We start from the raw sequence: 18,796 nt of genomic DNA, 5'->3' as shown, positions 1-18,796 counted from the left end.
GCTGCCAGAATTCCTGTCTATAGAGCTGGGGGAAAAACCAGCGGAACAGGTGTTGCGGAGGTTTATATGGCTGAATTTACGTTTTCAAAGACGCTGATGGGGAGCAACAAAAAGAAGGTATCGATCACCAGCGGTAACATTGCCTACGCGCTTTTTGTTCTGCTGTGCATCTGGGCCGGCGCGCAAATGCTGAGCATGCTGGTACACGCGCCTGGCGTATTCGAACATCTCATTCAGATTCAGGATACCAACCGCCCGCGTATTGAAATCGGGCTCGGCGTCGGTACCCTGTTCGGTTTAATTCCGTTCCTGTTTGGTAGCCTGCTGGTCGGCGCGCTGGGGCTTATCCTGCGCTGGTACCATAACCGTTAACGACGCGCCATACAGCTGGCGCGGCGATCGTCGACCCGCTTAGCAAACCACGCGGTAGTAAGATTGCGGGTGATTTTCGGGCTCTCAAGCTGGATCCCTGGCAACATCTCGCGCGGAAGAGTTTTCCCGGCCTTTTTCTCGGCAATTTTGAATATTTTCTTATACAAATCGCTCTCTTCAAACGCCAGGCTATCCCCTTTCTTCAGTTGACGATGGATATCGCCATCGCTCATCCCCAACTGCCCGGCTAAACGGCGCACCGCCAGCTCAGTCGTTCCGGGTTCATCGCTGTCATAGCGAATAAGATCGCCATCCAGCGCCAGCTTAACGCCGGTGGCTTTAACCACCGCATTCTGGAAGGCGGCGTTACGGCTGGCATACCAACCGGCATTGAAATCAGCAAAGCGGTACAGCGGCACGCTGTAGTTGGCCGGGTAGTTCAGCAGGTGATAAGTGCCAAACCACAACCCGCCGCGCAGGCTGAAGACTTCCTGGCGCACGGTGCCGTCCATTTTCCATGGGTAACCGTCGGTATGCTGCTGGGCAAAGGCGATGCTTACCTGCATCGGCCCGCCGGTATGCACCGGATTGAGGGAGCCGAACAGCTTCTGGCCCATCGGCACCATGCCAATGAAGTCATCAAAAATCGCGCTCAGCTGTTTTTCCGTTTTGACGTTATCGAGGCGCTCGCTGTAACTTTTACCGTTCGGCGAGGTGATTTTCAGCGCGGTATGCACCAGAAATACCGGGATATGCATTTTCTCCGCCCGGCGGTCAATTTCCTGCCAGGCTATTTTGCTTAGCCCCGGCACCGCCGGATCGGCCTGATAATTTGATTCCTGCTGGGCGACCGCCAGCACCGAACAGACGTTTTCTTCCGTCGGCGCCAGCTTCTGGCTGTCAAAGGTTTTGGCAATCGCCTGCGCCCAGGCCTCGCGGTCTTTGACGCTAGCGGGCATTTTTTGCCGCACCACGGCGGCGACATCCACCGGCTTCTCGCCTTCTTTCAACTTAGGCGCCTGCTGGCTGGTACAGGCGCTCAGCACCAACCCGGCCAGCAGCGTTAAAGAGAGTGAAACACTGCGAGAAACCTGCGCCATAAACCTTCCTTGCATTTATTAATTAACGGTTGAAGAGACTTCCTGCAGCCCTTTGTTATCCAGTTCGCGCTCAAAGCTGCGCAGACGTTTATAGATGGACATCAGTTCCACCAGCGTGGTCCACGAACTAATCAGATACTGGAACGAGCCGCGTACCTGGCCGAACACGTTGGTGATCTGGGTCATCAGGCCGAGCGTAATCGTACCGGCGACAATCGACGGAAACAGCAGGAACAAGCCGAAAACGTTATCCACCTGCAGGTAAAGAATACGGGCGATATTGAAATACATATAGTGGAAATAGAGACGGAAGTAGTTGTGGCGCACCGCGCTGAACAGCTCGCGCACGGTCGGCGGCGTGGCGCGGTTGGCGTCGTCCTCGCCATACACCAGCTCTTTACGATAGGCGGCTTCTACCCGCTGGTTTTTAAATTGCAGGCCCGGCAGCTTGATCCCGACCACCGCCAGCAGCCCGGTTCCCATCAGCGACCACACAATAGCGGCGATCACCAGTCCATACGGTAAATGACCAACGATCGGCAGGTCCGGCACATGCGCCGACAGCGAAACCAGCACCGGCAGGAAGGCAATCAGCGTCATGACCGCATTAATAAAGCTTACGCCCATGTCTTCAAGCGTCGCGGCGAAACGCATGGTGTCTTCCTGCACACGCTGAGCTGCACCTTCAATATGGCGCAGATGCTGCCAGTGTTCCATATAGTGTTCGTTCATCGCGGTACGCCAGCGGAACACATAGTGGCTGACGAAGAAGTTATTCAGCACGCCAATCACCACCGCAATCAGCGCGATACCGAGAAAAATACCAATCTCGTGGTAGAACTGATTGATGCTGACCTTATGGGGCGTGGCCAGCGCGCTCTGAATCAAATCATAGAACGGCGCATACCAGGCGTTGATCGCCACCCCAACTTCCACCAAAAACCAGGTGACAAAAATAATCAACGAGGTGCCGAGAATCGACCAGTATTGCCAGCGATGCGGGCTATAGATAAACCAGAACAGCGCGAAGGCGCCGACGCAGAACAGGTAATACGCGTAAAACACCAGATAGTTGAGCGACCAGAACCGCGCCGCGCTGATGGCGACATCCTGCGATGCGCCGGTTATCCGCAGCAGCCAGTCGCCGCCGCCCGCCTGCCAAAAGATCACCGCCAGCAGCGACCAGATAAAGGCAGAAATAAAAAACGGCCCCGGTTTGGGGAAAAAAGCTTTAAACATCGTACTCTCCTGCTAACTTCTTATCGTTCTGTTTTTGCTGTGTACCACACGTACGCCCGCCGCAACGCGCGGCGGCGAAGTAAAGCGGACCCATGATGAGACCGGATATCAGCGACTTAGTTCGTCTGCCATTCGGCAAGAATTGTTTCTACGGGTTTCACGCGTAAAGGATTACCAGGGAGGATGAAGGTCCGCCACACCTCGTTATAGTGAGCGATCAGCGTTTTGGCTTCAGCGGCGGCGCGGTTAGCGGTGGTATGGGCATCTTCGGCGATGGTGATGGCATAGCCGCGGCTGGCGCCGTTTTTGATGGTGGTATCGACGCAATAATCGGTCGCGCAGCCGCAAATAACAAAATCGTGAGTTCCGCTCTCCCGCAGCACCTGTTCAAGATCGGTTTTATAAAATGCATCACAGGCCGTTTTGGTGACGTAGCGCGCCCCGGCGGGTTGCGCCAGTTCAGGCAGCAGCGCAAACCCCTCGCTTCCCTCTTCCAGGCCGCCCGCTTCAGCGTGCTGAATGAAAATAACGCTATCGGCGGCGTGAATCAGGCGATTGATTTGCGCCACGCAGCGTTCGCGATCGATACGCGGCGTCTCGAATACGCCGTTTTGCATATCCACTACCATCAGAACCCGTTGAGATGCCATCACCACTCTCTTTTATAAGATGAATAAGAGCTTAATCATACGCGTCAGGCGGAAAAGCAGATATCTGAAAGCGGAAAAAAGTCATTTTTACGCACCGTTACGCTTTTCTGTGAAATATTGTCGTTATTCCCACTTTGCTCGCCGCGACTTCGTAGTATAAATACGGTGTATATTCCCCTAATAAACGATGGATGCCTCCGTTGAAACGTAGTTTGCTCATTTTTGCTGCGCTGTGCGCGGCGTCGTGGACCTCAGCCCAGGCGGTTCAGCCGAGCGTTGATCCGGTATTTACTTCTGATGTGGTCGACCGCTTCGCCGAACATATTTATTACGGCAGCGGCGCCACCGGCATGGCGATGGTGGTTATTGACGGCAACCAGCGCGTATTCCGCAGCTTCGGCGAAACCCGTCCGGGTAATAATCAGCATCCACAATTGGATTCCGTTATCCGTATCGCCTCTCTGAGTAAGCTGATGACCAGTGAAATGTTGGTGAAACTGCTCGATCAGGGAGTGGTTAAGCTTGACGATCCGCTGAGTAAATACGCCCCGCCTGGCGCGCGCGTGCCAACCTACCAGGGTGTACCGATTACGCTGGTCAATCTCGCGACCCACACCAGCGCCCTGCCGCGCGAGCAGCCGGGCGGCGCGGCGCATCGCCCGGTTTTCGTCTGGCCGACCCGCCAGCAGCGCTGGAACTGGCTGTCGACGGCAACGCTTAAAACCACGCCGGGTTCGCAGGCGGCCTATTCCAACCTGGCCTTCGACCTGCTAGCCGATGCGCTATCGACCGCCGCCGGTAAGCCTTACCCGCAGCTGTTTGAAGAACAAATCACCCGCCCGCTCGGCATGAAGGACACCACCTTTACGCCATCGCCGGACCAGTGTCAGCGCCTGATGGTGGCGGAGAAAGGCGCCAGCCCGTGTAATAACACCCTCGCGGCCATCGGCAGCGGCGGCGTGTATTCGACGCCGGGCGATATGATGCGCTGGATGCAGCAGTTCCTCTCTTCAGATTTCTATACCCGCGGCCAGCAGGCCGATCGCATGCAGACGCTGATTTATCAACGTACCCAGCTCACCAGAGTGATTGGCATGGATGTCCCGGGTAAAGCCGATGCGCTGGGTCTGGGCTGGGTTTACATGAAGCCGAAAAACGGCCATCCGGGTATTATTCAGAAAACCGGCGGCGGCGGCGGATTTATTACCTATATGGCGATGAACCCGCAGGCTAACGTCGGGGTCTTCGTGGTGGTGACCCGTTCCGCGTTGACCCGCTTCAGCGCCATGAGCGACGGCGTCAACGACCTCGTCAGCGCCTTAAGCGGCGTGCAGCCGAATATGGAAACCGCCAGCCAGTAATCGTTGCGGGATGTTTTGCCACTGATTGTTAAGGATCGTTTTGGCGAAACATCCCGCTGTCGTTTGCGGTACACTACCTTCTTTCATTTCACAAAATCAGGCAAACCATGACAGATTTAATCACTCGCCCACGCCGCCTGCGTCAATCCGCCTCGCTGCGCGCCATGTTTGAAGAGACAACACTGAGTTTGAACGACCTGGTGTTGCCGATCTTTGTTGAAGAAGAAATTGACGATTACAAAGCCATCGAAGCGATGCCTGGCGTCATGCGTATTCCGGAAAAACATCTGGCGCGCGAAATTGAGCGCATCGCCAACGCCGGTATTCGTTCAGTGATGACCTTTGGCATCTCCCATCATACCGACGCGACCGGTAGCGATACCTGGAATGAAAACGGTCTGGTGGCGCGCATGACCCGTATCGCCAAACAGGCGGTGCCGGAAATGATCGTCATGTCCGATACCTGCTTCTGCGAATATACCTCGCACGGCCACTGCGGCGTGCTGTGCGAGCACGGCGTCGATAACGATGCGACCCTGGAAAACCTCGGTAAGCAGGCGGTGGTCGCCGCGGCCGCCGGCGCTGATTTCATCGCGCCATCCGCCGCGATGGACGGCCAGGTACAGGCGATCCGCCGTTCGCTGGATGCCGCAGGCTTTACCAATACCGCAATTATGTCCTACTCGACCAAATTCGCCTCATCGTTCTACGGCCCGTTCCGTGAAGCCGCCGGTACCGCGCTGAAAGGCGATCGTAAAACCTACCAGATGAGCCCGATGAACCGTCGCGAGGCAATCCGCGAGTCGCTGCTCGATGAAGCGCAGGGCGCGGACTGCCTGATGGTGAAACCGGCTGGCGCCTATCTGGATATCCTGCGTGATATCCGCGAGCGCACCGACCTGCCGCTCGGCGCTTATCAGGTCAGCGGCGAGTACGCGATGATCAAATTTGCCGCGCAGGCTGGCGCTATCGACGAAGAGAAAGTGGTGCTGGAAAGCCTTGGCGCAATTAAACGCGCAGGCGCGGACCTGATCTTCAGCTATTTCGCCCTCGATCTGGCCGAGAAAAAAATCCTGCGTTAAACCTTCCCTCTCCCCGGTGGCGCTAACGCTTACCGGGGCTACCAACCAAATGCCAAATCGTAGATATTATTATCAGTTTGCAACTGTTTCATTCCTGGAGAAACAGTTGTTCTATGCTGTTTCCGGGCACATTGCGCTCCCGAAATGTCTTCTGCGTTATGTCTCTCATGGCATAGGGAGCGCACAGGGGGCGGCCAGTCGCCGCCGCCCCCTGTACCCCCGGGCTCTGGCCGCCAAAATCGCCACTTCGTGGTTCCTTCGACTTATCCCTACAGGCTTCGGGTCGGGCCGAGGCAGCGTCCCTGCAAATCACGGCCCTCAGCCCGCATCCATGCGGGCTGCCCCGGCCTGCCGGGAACGTCTCAGCGATTTTGAGGCCACCAACACCGGCAGTTTCAGTAGCCATGGATACAACGGTAGAGCTCTGCAGCGCGCAATGGCACGGACTGTAGGTCGGGTAAGGCGTAGCCGCCACCCGACAAAAAAACGGCGCTGCGGGTCGCCCGGATAAGGCGCATCGCGCCGCTATCCGGGAAACCTCGCCTGCTGAGACCGAATCTTCACCGAATTGTAATCTGAACGACATCTGCGCCTTCTACTGTCTGGGCAGGACAGAGGAGGAGTCACTATGTTTAGTCTCGACAACGTTCTCGATGACCTGTGGCCTCAGGCGAGGCCCGCCCCCTGGCAGAAAAAAGTGTTGAAAAAGCTTCTGCATGAAGAAGAGTTCCAGCAATTTGCCGCCCGCCATCGTCACCTGAAAGGACTGGATACGGTCGAACAGGTCCTCGAACATCTCAATATCCGCTGCGCTATCCCAGCGCATGACCTTGAACAAATCCCCGAACATGGCCCGCTGGTGATTATCGCCAACCATCCGACCGGAACGCTCGATGGACTCGCTCTGCTCTATGCGGTCTCCCGCGTACGGCGCGATGTCAAAGTCGTCACTAACCGCATGCTGACCCATCTTGAACCGCTGAGCTCGCTGTTTATTCCGGTGGATAATATCAACGGCCGTACCGCCAAAGCAGCGCTGCAGCAGATGGACCAACAGCTTCAGCAGGGCGGCGTGCTGATCTTCTTCCCGGCGGGGGAAGTCTCGCGTCTGACCCGCCGCGGCATCCGTGATAAAAAATGGCATCCCGGCTTCATCAAGCTGGCGGCGAAATACCGCGCGCCGCTGCTGCCGGCCTGGATCCGCGCCCACAACAGCCCGCTGTTCTACGCCAGCGCCCTGCTCTCCGAGAATCTGCCGCTGCTGCTGTTAATGCAGCAGATGTTTCGCCGCCGCGATAGCAGCTTGCCGTTACGCATTGGCCAGCAAATCGCGTGGTCATCGTGGCATCAGCCGCCGCTTTCCGCCCGCGAACTGGCGGACCGCTGCTACCGCCACGTCGAGCGCCTCGGTAAAGGACAACCCGGCCTGTTTAAAAGCGAAAGCGCGATCGCCCGCCCGGAAGACCGTGCGCTGCTCAAACGCGAGCTGGCAAAAACCGAATGTCTGGGCAAAACCGCGGACGGTAAGCTGATTTATCTATGGCAGCGCAACGGTCAGGAAGAGGCGCCGCTGCTACGCGAACTGGGCCGTCTGCGGGAGATAGCCTTCCGGGCGGTCGGCGAAGGCAGCGGCAAACGCCGCGATATCGATAGCTACGATGATGACTACCTGCACCTGATTTTATGGGATGAAGAAGATCTGGAGATCGTCGGCGCCTACCGTTTTATGCCTACCGCCATGCAACTGGAAAAACGGGGACTGGAGGGCATCTACAGCTACAGCCTGTTCCACTACGACGCGCGGATGGACGATATTCTGCAGCACGGGATTGAACTGGGGCGCAGCTTCATTCAGCCGCGCTACTGGGGGCGCCGCGGACTGGATTATCTCTGGTCAGGCATCGGCGCCTGGCTGGCGCGTAATCCGCACTATCGCTATCTTTTTGGACCGGTCTCGATTTCCGGCGGTTTGCCGCCCGATGCCCGCGATTTGCTGGTCGCCTTCTACCGCTTATGGTTTCCGGCGACGCATCCGCTGGCCAAATCCCGCCGCCCCTACCCAGCTTCGCTACCCGACGTGCTGGCGCAGTTTGGCGGCAAGGATTACACCGAAGACCTGACGCGGCTGAAGTCGCTGCTCGGTAACCTCGGCTGCGGCATCCCGCCGCTGTATAAACAGTACTCGGAAGTGTGCGAGCCGGGCGGCGTGCAGTTTATCGATTTCGGCAGCGATCCGGACTTTAATCACTGCGTCGATGGGCTGGTACTGGTGGATTTAACCTACCTGAAAGCCAACCGCTACCAGCGCTACATCGGCGCGCATCTCTAGCCGTTTATCCCGCCCGGTAGAACGGCTTATCGCCAAGAATTGTCGCGCGGTGCATGATGCGCCGCTGCGGCAGATAGTCGGCGTTAGCGTAATGCTGCGTCACCCGGTTATCCCAAATCGCCACGTCGTTCGGCTGCCAGCGCCAGCGCACCTGGAATTCCGGTTTAGTGACGTGAGCAAACAGGAAATTCAGCAGCGCCTCGCTCTCTTTCTCGCTGACATCCACAATGCGGGTGGTAAACCCTTCATTGACGAACAGCGCCTGCTTACCGGTTACCGGATGGGTACGTACCACCGGGTGCAACAGCGGCGGGTTCTTCGCCACCGCCTCACGCCAGCGCTGATGCTCCGCTTCCGTCTTGTTGTACTTGTACTCCTGGAACGATTTGCGGAAATCGTGCTCCGCGCGTAACCCGCTCAACAGTTGGCGAAACGGTTCAGAGAGCGCCTCCCAGGCGGCAATACCGCTGGTCCACAGGGTATCGCCGCCGGTAGAAGGTAACTCCTTCGCCGCCAGAATCGCCCCTGCCGGCGGCGTGTCGATAAAGGTCACGTCGGTATGCCAGTTATCGTTGTCCGGCGGATTATCGTTATGGGTATCCAGCACGATAATTTCGTCAACGCCCGGCGCATGCGGATAGACCGGATGAATATGCAAATCGCCAAAACGTAACGCCAGATCGCGCTGCTGTTGCGGGGTGATATTTTGCTCGCGCAGGAACACCACCTGATGGCGCAGCACCGCGTGGTATAGCTGCTCAAACTGATTGTCGCTTAACGGACGGGTCAAATCGGCTCCGGCCACCTGCGCGCCAATATACGGTCCCAACGGGGTAATGCTCAGACGTTCACTCATTGTACTTCTCCATGCCAGGGCGTCAGGCGGCGCTGCAACGCGCGCAGTCCCAGTTCCAGAACAAATGCGATTATCGCAATCACCGCGATCCCGGCTAACACCACATCGGTCGCCAGGAATTCACCGGCGGATTGCACCATAAAACCTAAGCCGCGAGTGGCGGCAATCAGCTCCGCCGCCACCAGCGTCGACCAACCGACGCCAAGGCCAATGCGCAGGCCGGTGAGAATTTCCGGCAGCGCGCCCGGTAGGATCACCAGCCACAGCACCTGAGCGCGACTGGCCCCTAAAGACTGCGCGGCGCGAACGCGGACCTGCTGCGCGCTTTTTACCCCCGCCAGCGTTGACATCACTACCGGGGCAAAAATCGCCAGATAGATCAGTAAGATTTTCGGCGTTTCGCCAATGCCGAACCAGATGATCACCAGCGGCAGCCACGCCAGCGGCGGTACCGGACGATACAGTTCGATCAGCGGGTCGAGGATCCCGCGTACCGTTTGGCTCAATCCCATAGCGATCCCCACCGGCACGCCGACGATCGCCGCCAGTACCAGCGCGATGGCGATACGCGTCAGGCTCGCCGCCAAATGCTGCCACAGGGTCGCGTCCATAAAGCCTTGCGGCCCGGCAATGGTGAGTAGCTTCTGCAATACCTGCCACGGCGAGGGTAAAAACAGCGGGCTAATCAGCTGCAACGCGGTCACCGCCCACCAGATAGCCAGCAACACCGCCAGCGTCGCTACGCTAAGGGTCAACTGCCGTGATAGCGGCCAGCGCCACTTCAGCGCGCGCTGGCGCGGTTTATCATTGAGGACCACGCTCATGAGAAAGCCTCCCGTTGTTCGAACACCCGGCTAAGCACATATTCGCGCTGGGCGATAAATTGCGGATCCGATTTAATGCTACGGCAGGATTCACCGGCGACAAAACGGCGGCCAAACTCCAGCGGCAGGCGTTCCTGCACCCGCCCTGGCCCCGGCGACAGCAGCACCAGCTCGCTGGCCATAAATACCGCTTCTTCGATATCGTGGGTAATCAACAGCACCTGCTTGCCGGTTTCATGCCACAGGCGCAGCAGCAGGGTTTGCATTTGCTCGCGAGTAAAGGCATCCAGCGCGCCGAAGGGCTCATCCAGCAGCAAAAGCTGCGGATCCGCCGCCAGCGCGCGCGCAATACCGACGCGCTGACGCTGGCCGCCGGAAAGCTGCCAGATAAAGCGTTTTTCCGCCCCCTGCAGGCCGACTTTTTTTAACATCTGCGCGGCGATCTCCCGGCGTCGGGTCTTTTCAACTCCCGCCAGCTGTAATCCCAGCGCGACGTTATCCAGCACGTTGCGCCACGGCAGCAGACCTTCATTTTGAAACACCACGCCGCGATCGGCGCCCGGCCCGTCGATGCGGCGGCCTTCGAGAGTGATGCTGCCGTGCTGGTAAGGCACGAATCCGGCAATCAGGTTCAGCAGCGTGGTTTTGCCGCAGCCGGAGGGGCCCAGCACCACCAGCAGTTCGCCGCTGTCCAGCGTCAGGTTGATATCCGCCAGCGCTGGTTTACCGCCATAATCAGCGGAGAGATGCGAGATTTGCAGCATCGGAGCCTCCTTTTATTTCACGAAACGGTCGGTAACGAACTGGCTATAATCGGTTCCTGCGGCCGGCACTTTGCCCTGCTCTTTGAGGAATTTCGCGGTATCGATAATCGCCTGGTTCACCGGGCCGTTAAGCTCCTGCGCCTGCTGGGCGGCGGTAAGATAGGTATTGCCTTTGACTAACACAGGTACATCCGCCTCCGGCACGCCGCTCAGTCGCGACAGCTTGCTGAGATTTTCCGGCTGCTTCAGCCACGCATCCGGGTTGGCGATATAGGGCTGCTGCGCGTCGATGGCGCTTTTAGCAAAAGCTTTCACGATTTCCGGATGCTGCTCGGCAAAGTCTTTACGCACGACCCAGACATCCAGCGTCGGCGCGCCCCATTGTCCCACCTGCGCGGAGTCGGTCAGCACCTTACCCTCTTTTTCCAGTTCGTTAACGGCTGGCGCCCACACGTAAGCGCCATCGATATCGCCGCGCTGCCAGGCGGCAATAATCGCCGGCGGCTGCAGGTTGATAATCTGTACCTGGCCCGGTTTGATTCCCCAATGTTTCAGCGCGGAAAGCAGGCTGTAGTGGGTGGTCGAAATAAACGGTACCGCAATGCGTTTGCCAATCAGATCTTCCGGCTTAGTGATATCTTTCTTCACCACCAGCGCTTCGGAATTCCCAAGCTTTGAGGCCAGCAGGAACACTTCAATCGGTACCTGCTGAGTGGCGGCCACCGCCAGCGGGCTGGAACCGAGGTTGCCGATTTGCACATCGCCTGAGGCCAGCGCGCGTACGATGCTGGAGCCGCTGTCGAATTTACGCCAGTCAACGGTAGCGCCGCTGGCTTTGGCGAAGGTGTTGTCCGCCTGGGCGACTTTCGCCGGTTCAGCGGAGGTTTGATAGGCGACGGTGACGTTAACCGCCTGAGCCTGGAAGGCAGCGAAAGCCAGCGCCGCCAGAAGAGTAATTCGCGATGTGAATGCCATAGTGTCTGCTTCCCCTTAGTTGTTATGGGTGCAGTATTTCCGGCATCAGCGTGGAGATGAAGTAATTAAAAATTCTGCCTAATAGCGAATCGTTTTTAGAAGAAAATCGGGATTAGATAGTTAAAAACAGGGATTAAAGAAATGGGTCCCCCCGGCTCGCGGTACTGGTAGCCCGGATCAGGCGCGGAGCGCCGCCATCCGGGGGGAAAGAAATACAGGTGTTAGCGGCCCGCCGCCAGCGCGGCGATATCCTGCGGCGTGGTGCGACAGCAGCCGCCAATCAGCCTGGCGCCAGCCGCCAGCCACTGCGGCAGATAGGCCGCAAGCGTCGCGCAGGCTTCGCCGTGATGATGCCAGGTCTTGGTCAGCGCATCATAGTGCTCGCCGGAGTTAGGATAGACCACCAGCGGCAGCGACGTCAGGCTGTGCAGATGCTGCAGCGCGGCGGTGGTATTTTCCAGCGCGATACAGTTAATCCCCAGCGCCAGCACCTGAGGATTATCGGCCAATACCGCAACAACCTCGCGCAGCGGCGTGCCGTCACTGAGATGTTCGGCATCGCGCAGGGTCAACGAGAACCAGGCGCTGGCGCGCGGGTAGTCACGCAGCAGCGCCGCCAGCGCCGTGATTTCGGCAAACGACGGCAACGTTTCACAGGCCAGTAGATCCGCCCCGGCATCCAGCAGCGCTTCGACGCGCGGACGGTGGAACGTCTGAAACGCCTCTGCGCTGCGCTGATAATCGCCGCGATACTCAGAGCCATCCGCCAGATAAGCGCCATATGGCCCGACCGACCCGGCCACCAGCAGCGTTCCCGCCTGCGGGTTTTCCGCCAGATACGCCTCGCGGGCTTTACGCGCCAGCTCGACGCTTTTACCAATCAGCGCCTTCGACTGCGCCTCATCCAGCCCGCGGGCGGCAAAGCCTGCCGGCGTTGCCTGATAGCTGGCGGTGATCGCCACCTGTGCGCCAGCGCGGAAATAGTCGAGATGCACATCGCGGATCAGCTGCGGGTTCTCCAGCAGTACCTTCGCCGACCATAAACTATCGGCCAGATTGCAGCCGCGCGCTTCCAGTTCCGTCGCCATCGCGCCATCCAGCAGCACGAACGGTTGCGTTTCAAGGATGGCGGTTAGCGGATTATTCTGCGGCATGTTGCGGCTCCTGAGTTAATTTCCGTGTACGAGTCAGATAGTAAGCGCCATAACATAGCGCGACGAACGGGATCCCGCACCACAGCGCAATACTCTGGCTTGGGTCAAAGGCCAGCCCCACGCAGGCCACCAGGCAAAGTACAAAACCCAGCGCCGGCACCAGCGGATACCACGGCGCGCGATAGTGCAGCTCGCTTAACGCTTTGCCCTGCTGCAGATGGCGGCGGCGGAAGACAAAATGCGACGCGCAGATGCTCAGCCATACCGCGACCACCGCAAAACCGGAAATCGCCGACAGCGCAACAAACACCGTATCCGGCGCGACTACGCTGGAAAATAGCGCCAGCACGCCGCCCAGCATGCTCACCGACAGCGCGGTTAGCGGCACGCCGCGTTTATTCACTTTGGCAAAGCAGGCTGGCAACGTCTTCTCATTTGATAGCGACCACAGCATCCGTCCGGAGGCATACAGGCCGGAGTTGGCCGCCGACAAAATCGCGGTCAGGATCACGAAGTTAAAAATATCCGCCGCATAAGGAATACCGACCTTTTCAAACACCAGTACGAACGGACTTTTTTCCACCCCCGCCTGCTGCATCGGGATCAGCGCCGCGAGCACGAAAACGGTGCCGATAAAGAAAATAATCAGCCGGGCAATAGTGGTGCGGATCGCGACCGGTATCACCTGATGCGGGTTTTGCGTCTCGCCGGCGGCGATGCCGATAAGTTCGGTGCCCGAGAAAGCGAAGTTCACCGCCACCATGGTCATCAGGATCGGCAGGCCGCCATGAGGGAACCAGCCTTCGGCGGTGATGTTATGCAGCCCCGGCGCCGGTGAACCGTCAGTCAGCGGAATAAAGCCGAAGATGGCCGCGCCGCCGAGAATAATAAAAGCAATGATGGTGATCACTTTGACCAGCGAGAACCAGAATTCGCCTTCGGCAAAGAAGCGGGTAGAGATAACATTCAGGGCGAAAATCACCGCGCAGAAAATCACGCACCAGACCCACACCGGCACCTGCGGGAACCAGTACTGCATACAGAATCCGGCGGCGGTAAAGCTCGAGCCGAGCGCCACGGTCCAGGTCAGCCAGTAGAGCCACGCCACGGTATAGCCGGTCGCCGGGCCAAGATAACGCGCGGCATACACGTGAAAGGCGCCGGTTTCCGGCATCGCCACCGACAGTTCGCCAAGACACTGCATCACCAGCCAGACCACCAGCGCGCCGATCAGATACGCCAGCAGCGTGCCCGCCGCGCCGGTGGTCGAGATAATATAGCCGGTATTGAAAAATAACCCTGTGCCAATGACGCCGCCCAGCGAGAGCATAATCAGGTGGCGCGTTTTCATGGTGCGCTTAAGTTGCCCACCTTGTTGTTGTGATGTTGTTTGCATATTGCCTTCTTTATGTATGGACGTCTAAACATCCAAATGAAGGTCATTTATACCGTGACGGTGGGGAAATTGCAAAACGGAGAAGGGAAAAAAACAGGGAGAACAGGAGTAGGAGCCTGGGTTTAAAGCTGCTTGGGCTGCGGAGCCTCTCCTTTTTACCGCAACCGCAAGCAGCCTTCGGCTACACAGAGCACACCTCGTTCCAGTAGGCTTCGCGCGTCCAGCGCCGCTCAGTATGTTTTGTCATGGCGAAACCACCGGGTTTCCACGTTGCCGAGATCCACGCCATACAGGCTGGCGACCGGCAAGATCGCCTCCATCATCCGTTGACCATCTTGCTGCCCGGCTTCTCCGTTAGATAAAAAAGCCAGCCAGCCGGTAATCCGTTGCCACAGCGCTACTTTCATTTCTCCTCCATCGGTCGGGTTTGCGTTGTTGTTATTTCAACCACAATCGCCGACGGGCGGGAAATATCAATTCCGAATTTGTAATCCTGGAAGATGCATATTCGCCGCTGCGCTTCGGTGACTAACCCCTTCCTGTAAAAGCGATTTGGTTAACAGCAATACCCCCATTTTTATTAAGAGATTTTGGTTATAGATAAGAATTTTTTCTTCTTTGCCGGACGAGGCGCTTTTGTGGGAGCGTGATAAACACAAAACAAAACAGGGATTCAGGGGAATGATGATGCATAAAACTTATACCAAAATCGCTTTTGCGCTGGGCGCGCTGCTGCTGGCCGCCCAGGCGCAGGCCGACCAGTTAGCCGATATCAAAGCCGCCGGGGTGGTGAAGGTCGCCACCTTCGACGCCAACCCGCCGTTTGGTTCCGTGGATGCTAAAACCCATCAGCTGGTGGGTTACGACGTCGATTTCGCGCAAGCTCTGGCAAAATCTCTTGGCGTCAAGCTTGAGCTGGTGGCCACTAACCCGGCTAACCGTATTCCGCTGTTGCAGTCCGGTAAGGCCGACCTGATCGTCGCCGATATCACCATTACCCCGGAGCGCGCGCAGGTAATTGATTTCTCAACGCCCTACTTTGTAACCGGCCAGCAGTTCCTGGTTCCGGCTAAGTCGCCGGATAAACTGGATGACTACAGCAAAGCGCGCATCGGCGCGGTAAAAGGTACCACCGGCGAACAGGCGCTGCACCAGCGCTTCCCGCAGTCGCGGGTACTCTCCTATGACGATATTCCATTGGCGCTGACCGCCCTGCGAAACGGTAACGTGCAGGCGATAACCCAGGACAGCACCATTCTCGCCGGGCTACTGGCGGGCGCGCCGGATAAAGCCAACTTTAAAATTCTGCCGGACCTGCTGAGCAAAGAAGAGATTGGCGTCGGCGTGAAAAAAGGCGAACCGGCGCTGCTGAAAGCGGTAAACGACGAGCTGGTTAAGCTGGAAAAATCCGGCCAGGCGGCGAAAATCTACGACACCTGGTTTGGCCCTGGCACCGCCTCTCCGCAGCCGCGCGCCTTTACCATAGAAGCGAAATAACCCTGATGTTTTCCGCCTTATTTTCACGCTCCGCGGCTTCAGCCGCGGATTTCTCGCATCTGCAGCAGGCCAGTATTACCTTTCGCGACGTGGTTAAACGCTACGGCGATCATCAGGTACTTAACGGCGTTAATTTAACGGTCAATCCCGGCGAAGTGGTGGCGATCCTCGGGCCATCAGGATCGGGTAAATCAACGCTGATCCGCCTGATCAACCAGCTTGAATCGTTAAGCGGCGGCGAGATCCTCATCGATGGCAAACCGACCCGCCGCCTGACCGGCAGCGCGCTGCGCCAATTGCGCAGCCGGGTCGGCTTCGTTTTTCAGCAGTTCAATCTCTACGCTCACCTGACGGCGCAGGAGAATATTACCCTCGCGCTGGAGCGCGTGCACGGCTGGCAACACGATGCCGCCCAAAAGCGGGCGCTGGAATTACTCACCCAGGTCGGTCTCACGGATAAAGCGCGGCAGATGCCCGCTCAGCTCTCCGGCGGCCAGCAGCAGCGCGTCGCCATCGCCCGCGCCCTTGCCTCCTCGCCGCAAATCATCCTGTTCGATGAACCGACCTCGGCGCTGGATCCGGAGATGATCGGCGAAGTGCTGCAGGTGATGAAAGCCCTGGCCCACAGCGGCATCACCATGGTGGTGGTCACTCACGAGATGCAGTTTGCCCGCGAAATCGCCGACCGGGTGGTGTTTATCGACGGTGGCGAAATCCTCGAAACCGCGCCGCCGGCGGAATTTTTCGCCCGCCCGCAGCATGCGCGTACCCGCCGTTTTCTGCAGAAGGTGCTCGACCCGCTGCATCAGGAGAGCATTGAGTGATGGCAACTCTCGACTGGCATGGCGTACTTAGCGGCCAGCCGCTACAGTGGATTATCTCCGGTTTTCTCACTACCGTCTGGGTCAGCGTGGCCGGGATACTGCTGGCCACCGCGCTGGCGGTGCTGCTGCTGGCCCTGCGTCTCGGCGGCGGACGCCCCGGCCGCTGGCTGGTGGCGGCGTGGGTATCGCTGTTTCGCAATACGCCGCTGCTGGTTCAACTGCTGTTCTGGTACTTCGCCGCCTGGAACCTGCTGCCGCTGGCGGCGCGCGATTTTATCAACGACTCCCATAGCTGGTCGATTCTACCGGGCGACGTCTGGTGGCTGACGCCGGAATTTCTCTGCTCAATGTGGGGGCTCGGCGTATTTACCTCGGCATTTCTGGTGGAGGAGATTGCCGCCGGGTTGCGCGCCGTGAGCCACGGCCAGCGCGAAGCGGCGCTGTCGCAGGGATTTAGCCCGTGGGGGGAATTACGTTTTATTCTGCTACCGCAGGGGCTGGCCAACGCCTGGCAACCGATTGTCGGCCAGTACCTGAACCTGATGAAACTCTCTTCGCTGGCCAGCGGTATCGGCTTTGCCGAACTCACCTATCAGGTGCGGCAAATCGAAAGCTATAACGCCCACGCGCTGGAGGCCTTTGCTATCGGCACCGCACTGTATCTGGCGCTGGGTATCGCTATGGGGCTGGCGCTGACGCGCTTCGGTCCGGGATATCGTCAGCCACGGAGCGCACAACATGAACGCTAACCTCGCGGTGATCGCCGACAACCTTGATTATCTGCTGTGGGGACGGCTGGCGGAAGGCCAACCCGGCGGCGTGGCGCTCACCTTACTGATGGCCATCGGCGCAACCGCGCTGGCGCTACCGGGTGGGATCCTGCTGGCCTGCGCCGCCTGGCGCTACGGCGGAGCGGTCCGTCGTCTGCTGTTCCTGTGGGCGGAAATTATTCGCGGTATCCCGCTGATCTTCGTTATTTTTTGGCTATGGTATCTGCTGCCGATGATGACCGGCGGCGATCTGCCGGGCGCGGTGACGGTCACGCTGGCGTTGGCGTGGTTCACCGCCGCCTCGGTGATGCACTCGGTGCTGGCGGGGCTGCGCGCCCTGCCCGGCGGCCAGCATGAAGCGGCGCTGACGCAGGGATTCGCCCCCGGCCAGACGCTACGCTTAATCCTGCTGCCGCAGGCGCTGCGCAACGTCCAGCCGTCGCTGGTCGGCATTTTTATCGGCCTGCTGAAAGACACCTCGCTGGCGTTTATCGTCAACGTGCCGGAACTCACCACCGTCGCCGGGCAGGTCAATAACCGGGTGCAAATCTATCCGCTGGCGATATTCGTCTTTACCGGCGCGGTTTACTATTTGCTGTGCTGCGCCCTCAGCCAGCTGGCGAGCCGCCGTTTTACCAGGCGTAGCGCTGACAGGCGCTTCGCAGTCGATTGAGAAACAGCCGGGCATTGGCGGTGAGCGCCGATTTTTGCGACCATACCGCGCAATACTGCGCCGCCGGGAGCGTGGATACCGGCAGCGTGACCAGCTTATCGCCAAGCTGCAGCGGCTGGCTCATGGCGCGCGCGACGATGGTCAGATAATCGGATTCCAGTACCATCTGCAAGCCGACAATCACCGAGTCGGTGCGCAGCGGGGTAATCGACACCTGGCGATAAAAGTGAATCAGCTCGTTTTGTAGCTGCTGATAGTAACCCATCGGCGACTCCGGCAGCAGCCAGCGGGCTTTACGCAGCGCCAGCAGATCGCTCTCCTGGGCCAGCGGATGCCCCTTGCGCGCGATGACGCAGAACGGCGCGGTAAACAGCGGTTCCAGCATCACCCCTTCCGGCGGATGCATCGGGTCGACCGAACCGATCGCCAGGTCAATCTCTCCGCTGCGGACGCCCGGCAGCAGCGACGAAAGCTGCCCCTCTTTCACCGTCATCTGTACCTGCGGCAGCGCTTGCTTAAATCCTTCGGCCACCTGCGGAAACACCGTCAGGGCTATCAGCGACGAAAAACCGACCGTCAGCCGACCGTGGGTGACATGGTTTATCTGTTCCACCTCATCCGCCGCGCGCCGCAGCTCCTCCAGCACCCACTCCGCGCGCTGTAAGAAAGCGATTCCCGCTTCGGTCAGGGCGACGCCTTCTTTGCTGCGCAGAAAAAGTTGCGTGCCGAGGATTTGCTCCAGCTCACGTAATGTCCGGCTCAGCGCCGGCTGCGATTGCCCCAGTTCACGCGCCGCCGAGCGGATGCTGCCGCTACGCGCCACCTGCCGTAGCGCCTGCAGCTGGTTCAATTTGGGAAGATATTTCACCGCTCACCCCTATCAGAAAAAAGCATCACCTATAGAAAAATTATATCTTCCCGCCGCGCGGG

At 58.6% G+C, this 18,796-nt stretch carries 19 protein-coding genes; 8 read left to right on the top strand and 11 right to left on the bottom strand.

Features of this window, described 5'->3' with window-relative positions:
- Positions 1-66 precede the first annotated feature (66 nt).
- Entirely contained in the window at positions 67-372 is a 306-nt protein-coding gene (locus PGR79_RS08880; RefSeq protein WP_015704540.1) for a DUF2755 family protein, read from the top strand.
- Here PGR79_RS08880 and PGR79_RS08875 read toward each other — a convergent pair.
- The 3 genes from PGR79_RS08875 to PGR79_RS08865 all read right to left on the bottom strand — a co-directional run bounded on the left by PGR79_RS08875 (position 369) and on the right by PGR79_RS08865 (position 3,340).
- Positions 369-1,472, bottom strand: a complete 1,104-nt coding sequence (locus tag PGR79_RS08875; RefSeq protein ID WP_271031988.1) for a DUF1615 domain-containing protein — start codon at positions 1,470-1,472, stop codon at positions 369-371. The two genes, PGR79_RS08880 and PGR79_RS08875, sit on opposite strands and share 4 nt — an antisense overlap.
- Before the next feature lie 18 nt (positions 1,473-1,490).
- On the bottom strand, positions 1,491-2,711 hold the full coding sequence (gene sbmA / locus PGR79_RS08870; protein ID WP_046884025.1) for a peptide antibiotic transporter SbmA: 1,221 nt from the start codon (positions 2,709-2,711) through the stop codon (positions 1,491-1,493).
- A gap of 116 nt (positions 2,712-2,827) precedes the next feature.
- Entirely contained in the window at positions 2,828-3,340 is a 513-nt protein-coding gene (locus PGR79_RS08865; RefSeq protein WP_183269041.1) for an isochorismatase family protein, read from the bottom strand.
- A 221-nt stretch (positions 3,341-3,561) separates the two neighbouring features.
- On the opposite strand from PGR79_RS08865, the gene ampH reads away from it, so the two are divergent.
- The 3 genes from ampH (at position 3,562) to PGR79_RS08850 (ending at position 8,133) form a co-directional block, all read left to right on the top strand.
- Positions 3,562-4,722, top strand: a complete 1,161-nt coding sequence (gene ampH / locus PGR79_RS08860) for a D-alanyl-D-alanine-carboxypeptidase/endopeptidase AmpH (RefSeq protein ID WP_020079517.1) — start codon at positions 3,562-3,564, stop codon at positions 4,720-4,722.
- A 107-nt stretch (positions 4,723-4,829) separates the two neighbouring features.
- Positions 4,830-5,804: a porphobilinogen synthase gene (gene hemB, locus PGR79_RS08855; RefSeq protein ID WP_015704537.1), complete on the top strand. Its 975-nt coding sequence runs from the start codon at positions 4,830-4,832 to the stop codon at positions 5,802-5,804.
- Between the two features lie 628 nt (positions 5,805-6,432).
- The gene (locus PGR79_RS08850) at positions 6,433-8,133 is read left to right on the top strand and encodes a lysophospholipid acyltransferase family protein (RefSeq protein WP_430921491.1); all 1,701 of its coding nucleotides are present in this window, start codon (positions 6,433-6,435) and stop codon (positions 8,131-8,133) included.
- A 4-nt stretch (positions 8,134-8,137) separates the two neighbouring features.
- Here PGR79_RS08850 and tauD read toward each other — a convergent pair whose 3' ends face one another.
- The 7 genes from tauD to PGR79_RS08815 form a co-directional block, all read right to left on the bottom strand.
- Entirely contained in the window at positions 8,138-8,989 is an 852-nt protein-coding gene (gene tauD / locus PGR79_RS08845; RefSeq protein ID WP_015704533.1) for a taurine dioxygenase, read from the bottom strand.
- Complete coding sequence (tauC, locus tag PGR79_RS08840) at positions 8,986-9,813, bottom strand: taurine ABC transporter permease TauC (RefSeq protein WP_430916962.1); 828 nt, start codon at positions 9,811-9,813, stop codon at positions 8,986-8,988. The genes tauD and tauC overlap by 4 nt, the downstream gene beginning before the upstream one ends.
- Positions 9,810-10,577, bottom strand: coding sequence for a taurine ABC transporter ATP-binding subunit (gene tauB, locus PGR79_RS08835; RefSeq protein WP_015368106.1), 768 nt, complete (start codon positions 10,575-10,577; stop codon positions 9,810-9,812). Before tauB ends, tauC begins: the two co-directional genes overlap by 4 nt.
- Before the next feature lie 12 nt (positions 10,578-10,589).
- Entirely contained in the window at positions 10,590-11,552 is a 963-nt protein-coding gene (tauA, locus tag PGR79_RS08830; protein ID WP_047042419.1) for a taurine ABC transporter substrate-binding protein, read from the bottom strand.
- Between the two features lie 221 nt (positions 11,553-11,773).
- Complete coding sequence (mmuM, locus tag PGR79_RS08825; protein ID WP_430921489.1) at positions 11,774-12,706, bottom strand: homocysteine S-methyltransferase; 933 nt, start codon at positions 12,704-12,706, stop codon at positions 11,774-11,776.
- Complete coding sequence (gene mmuP / locus PGR79_RS08820; protein WP_213317079.1) at positions 12,693-14,102, bottom strand: S-methylmethionine permease; 1,410 nt, start codon at positions 14,100-14,102, stop codon at positions 12,693-12,695. Before mmuP ends, mmuM begins: the two co-directional genes overlap by 14 nt.
- 230 nt (positions 14,103-14,332) lie before the next feature.
- Positions 14,333-14,509 carry a hypothetical protein gene (locus PGR79_RS08815; protein ID WP_015368101.1) on the bottom strand — a complete coding sequence of 59 codons (177 nt, stop codon included), beginning with the start codon at positions 14,507-14,509 and terminating at the stop codon, positions 14,333-14,335.
- A 280-nt stretch (positions 14,510-14,789) separates the two neighbouring features.
- On the opposite strand from PGR79_RS08815, the gene PGR79_RS08810 reads away from it, so the two are divergent.
- From PGR79_RS08810 to PGR79_RS08795, 4 genes are read left to right on the top strand one after another with little or no spacing between them, the layout of a single operon-like run.
- Positions 14,790-15,599 carry an ABC transporter substrate-binding protein gene (locus PGR79_RS08810; protein ID WP_372585012.1) on the top strand — a complete coding sequence of 270 codons (810 nt, stop codon included), beginning with the start codon at positions 14,790-14,792 and terminating at the stop codon, positions 15,597-15,599.
- A gap of 5 nt (positions 15,600-15,604) precedes the next feature.
- A complete protein-coding gene (locus tag PGR79_RS08805) occupies positions 15,605-16,423 on the top strand; it encodes an amino acid ABC transporter ATP-binding protein (RefSeq protein ID WP_015368099.1) in 819 nt (272 codons plus the stop codon).
- Positions 16,420-17,172, top strand: coding sequence for an amino acid ABC transporter permease (locus PGR79_RS08800; RefSeq protein ID WP_316425269.1), 753 nt, complete (start codon positions 16,420-16,422; stop codon positions 17,170-17,172). Before PGR79_RS08805 ends, PGR79_RS08800 begins: the two co-directional genes overlap by 4 nt.
- Complete coding sequence (locus PGR79_RS08795) at positions 17,162-17,866, top strand: amino acid ABC transporter permease (protein ID WP_213794279.1); 705 nt, start codon at positions 17,162-17,164, stop codon at positions 17,864-17,866. Before PGR79_RS08800 ends, PGR79_RS08795 begins: the two co-directional genes overlap by 11 nt.
- Here the strand turns inward: PGR79_RS08795 and PGR79_RS08790 are convergent.
- Positions 17,826-18,734, bottom strand: coding sequence for a LysR substrate-binding domain-containing protein (locus PGR79_RS08790; protein WP_213794280.1), 909 nt, complete (start codon positions 18,732-18,734; stop codon positions 17,826-17,828). The genes PGR79_RS08795 and PGR79_RS08790 overlap by 41 nt on opposite strands.
- Between the last annotated feature and the right edge of the window lie 62 nt (positions 18,735-18,796).

It is taken from the genome of Klebsiella sp. 141161 (assembly GCF_050600815.1).
Classification (GTDB): domain Bacteria; phylum Pseudomonadota; class Gammaproteobacteria; order Enterobacterales; family Enterobacteriaceae; genus Klebsiella; species Klebsiella aerogenes.
This window is presented reverse-complemented; position numbering and strand designations above follow the sequence as displayed.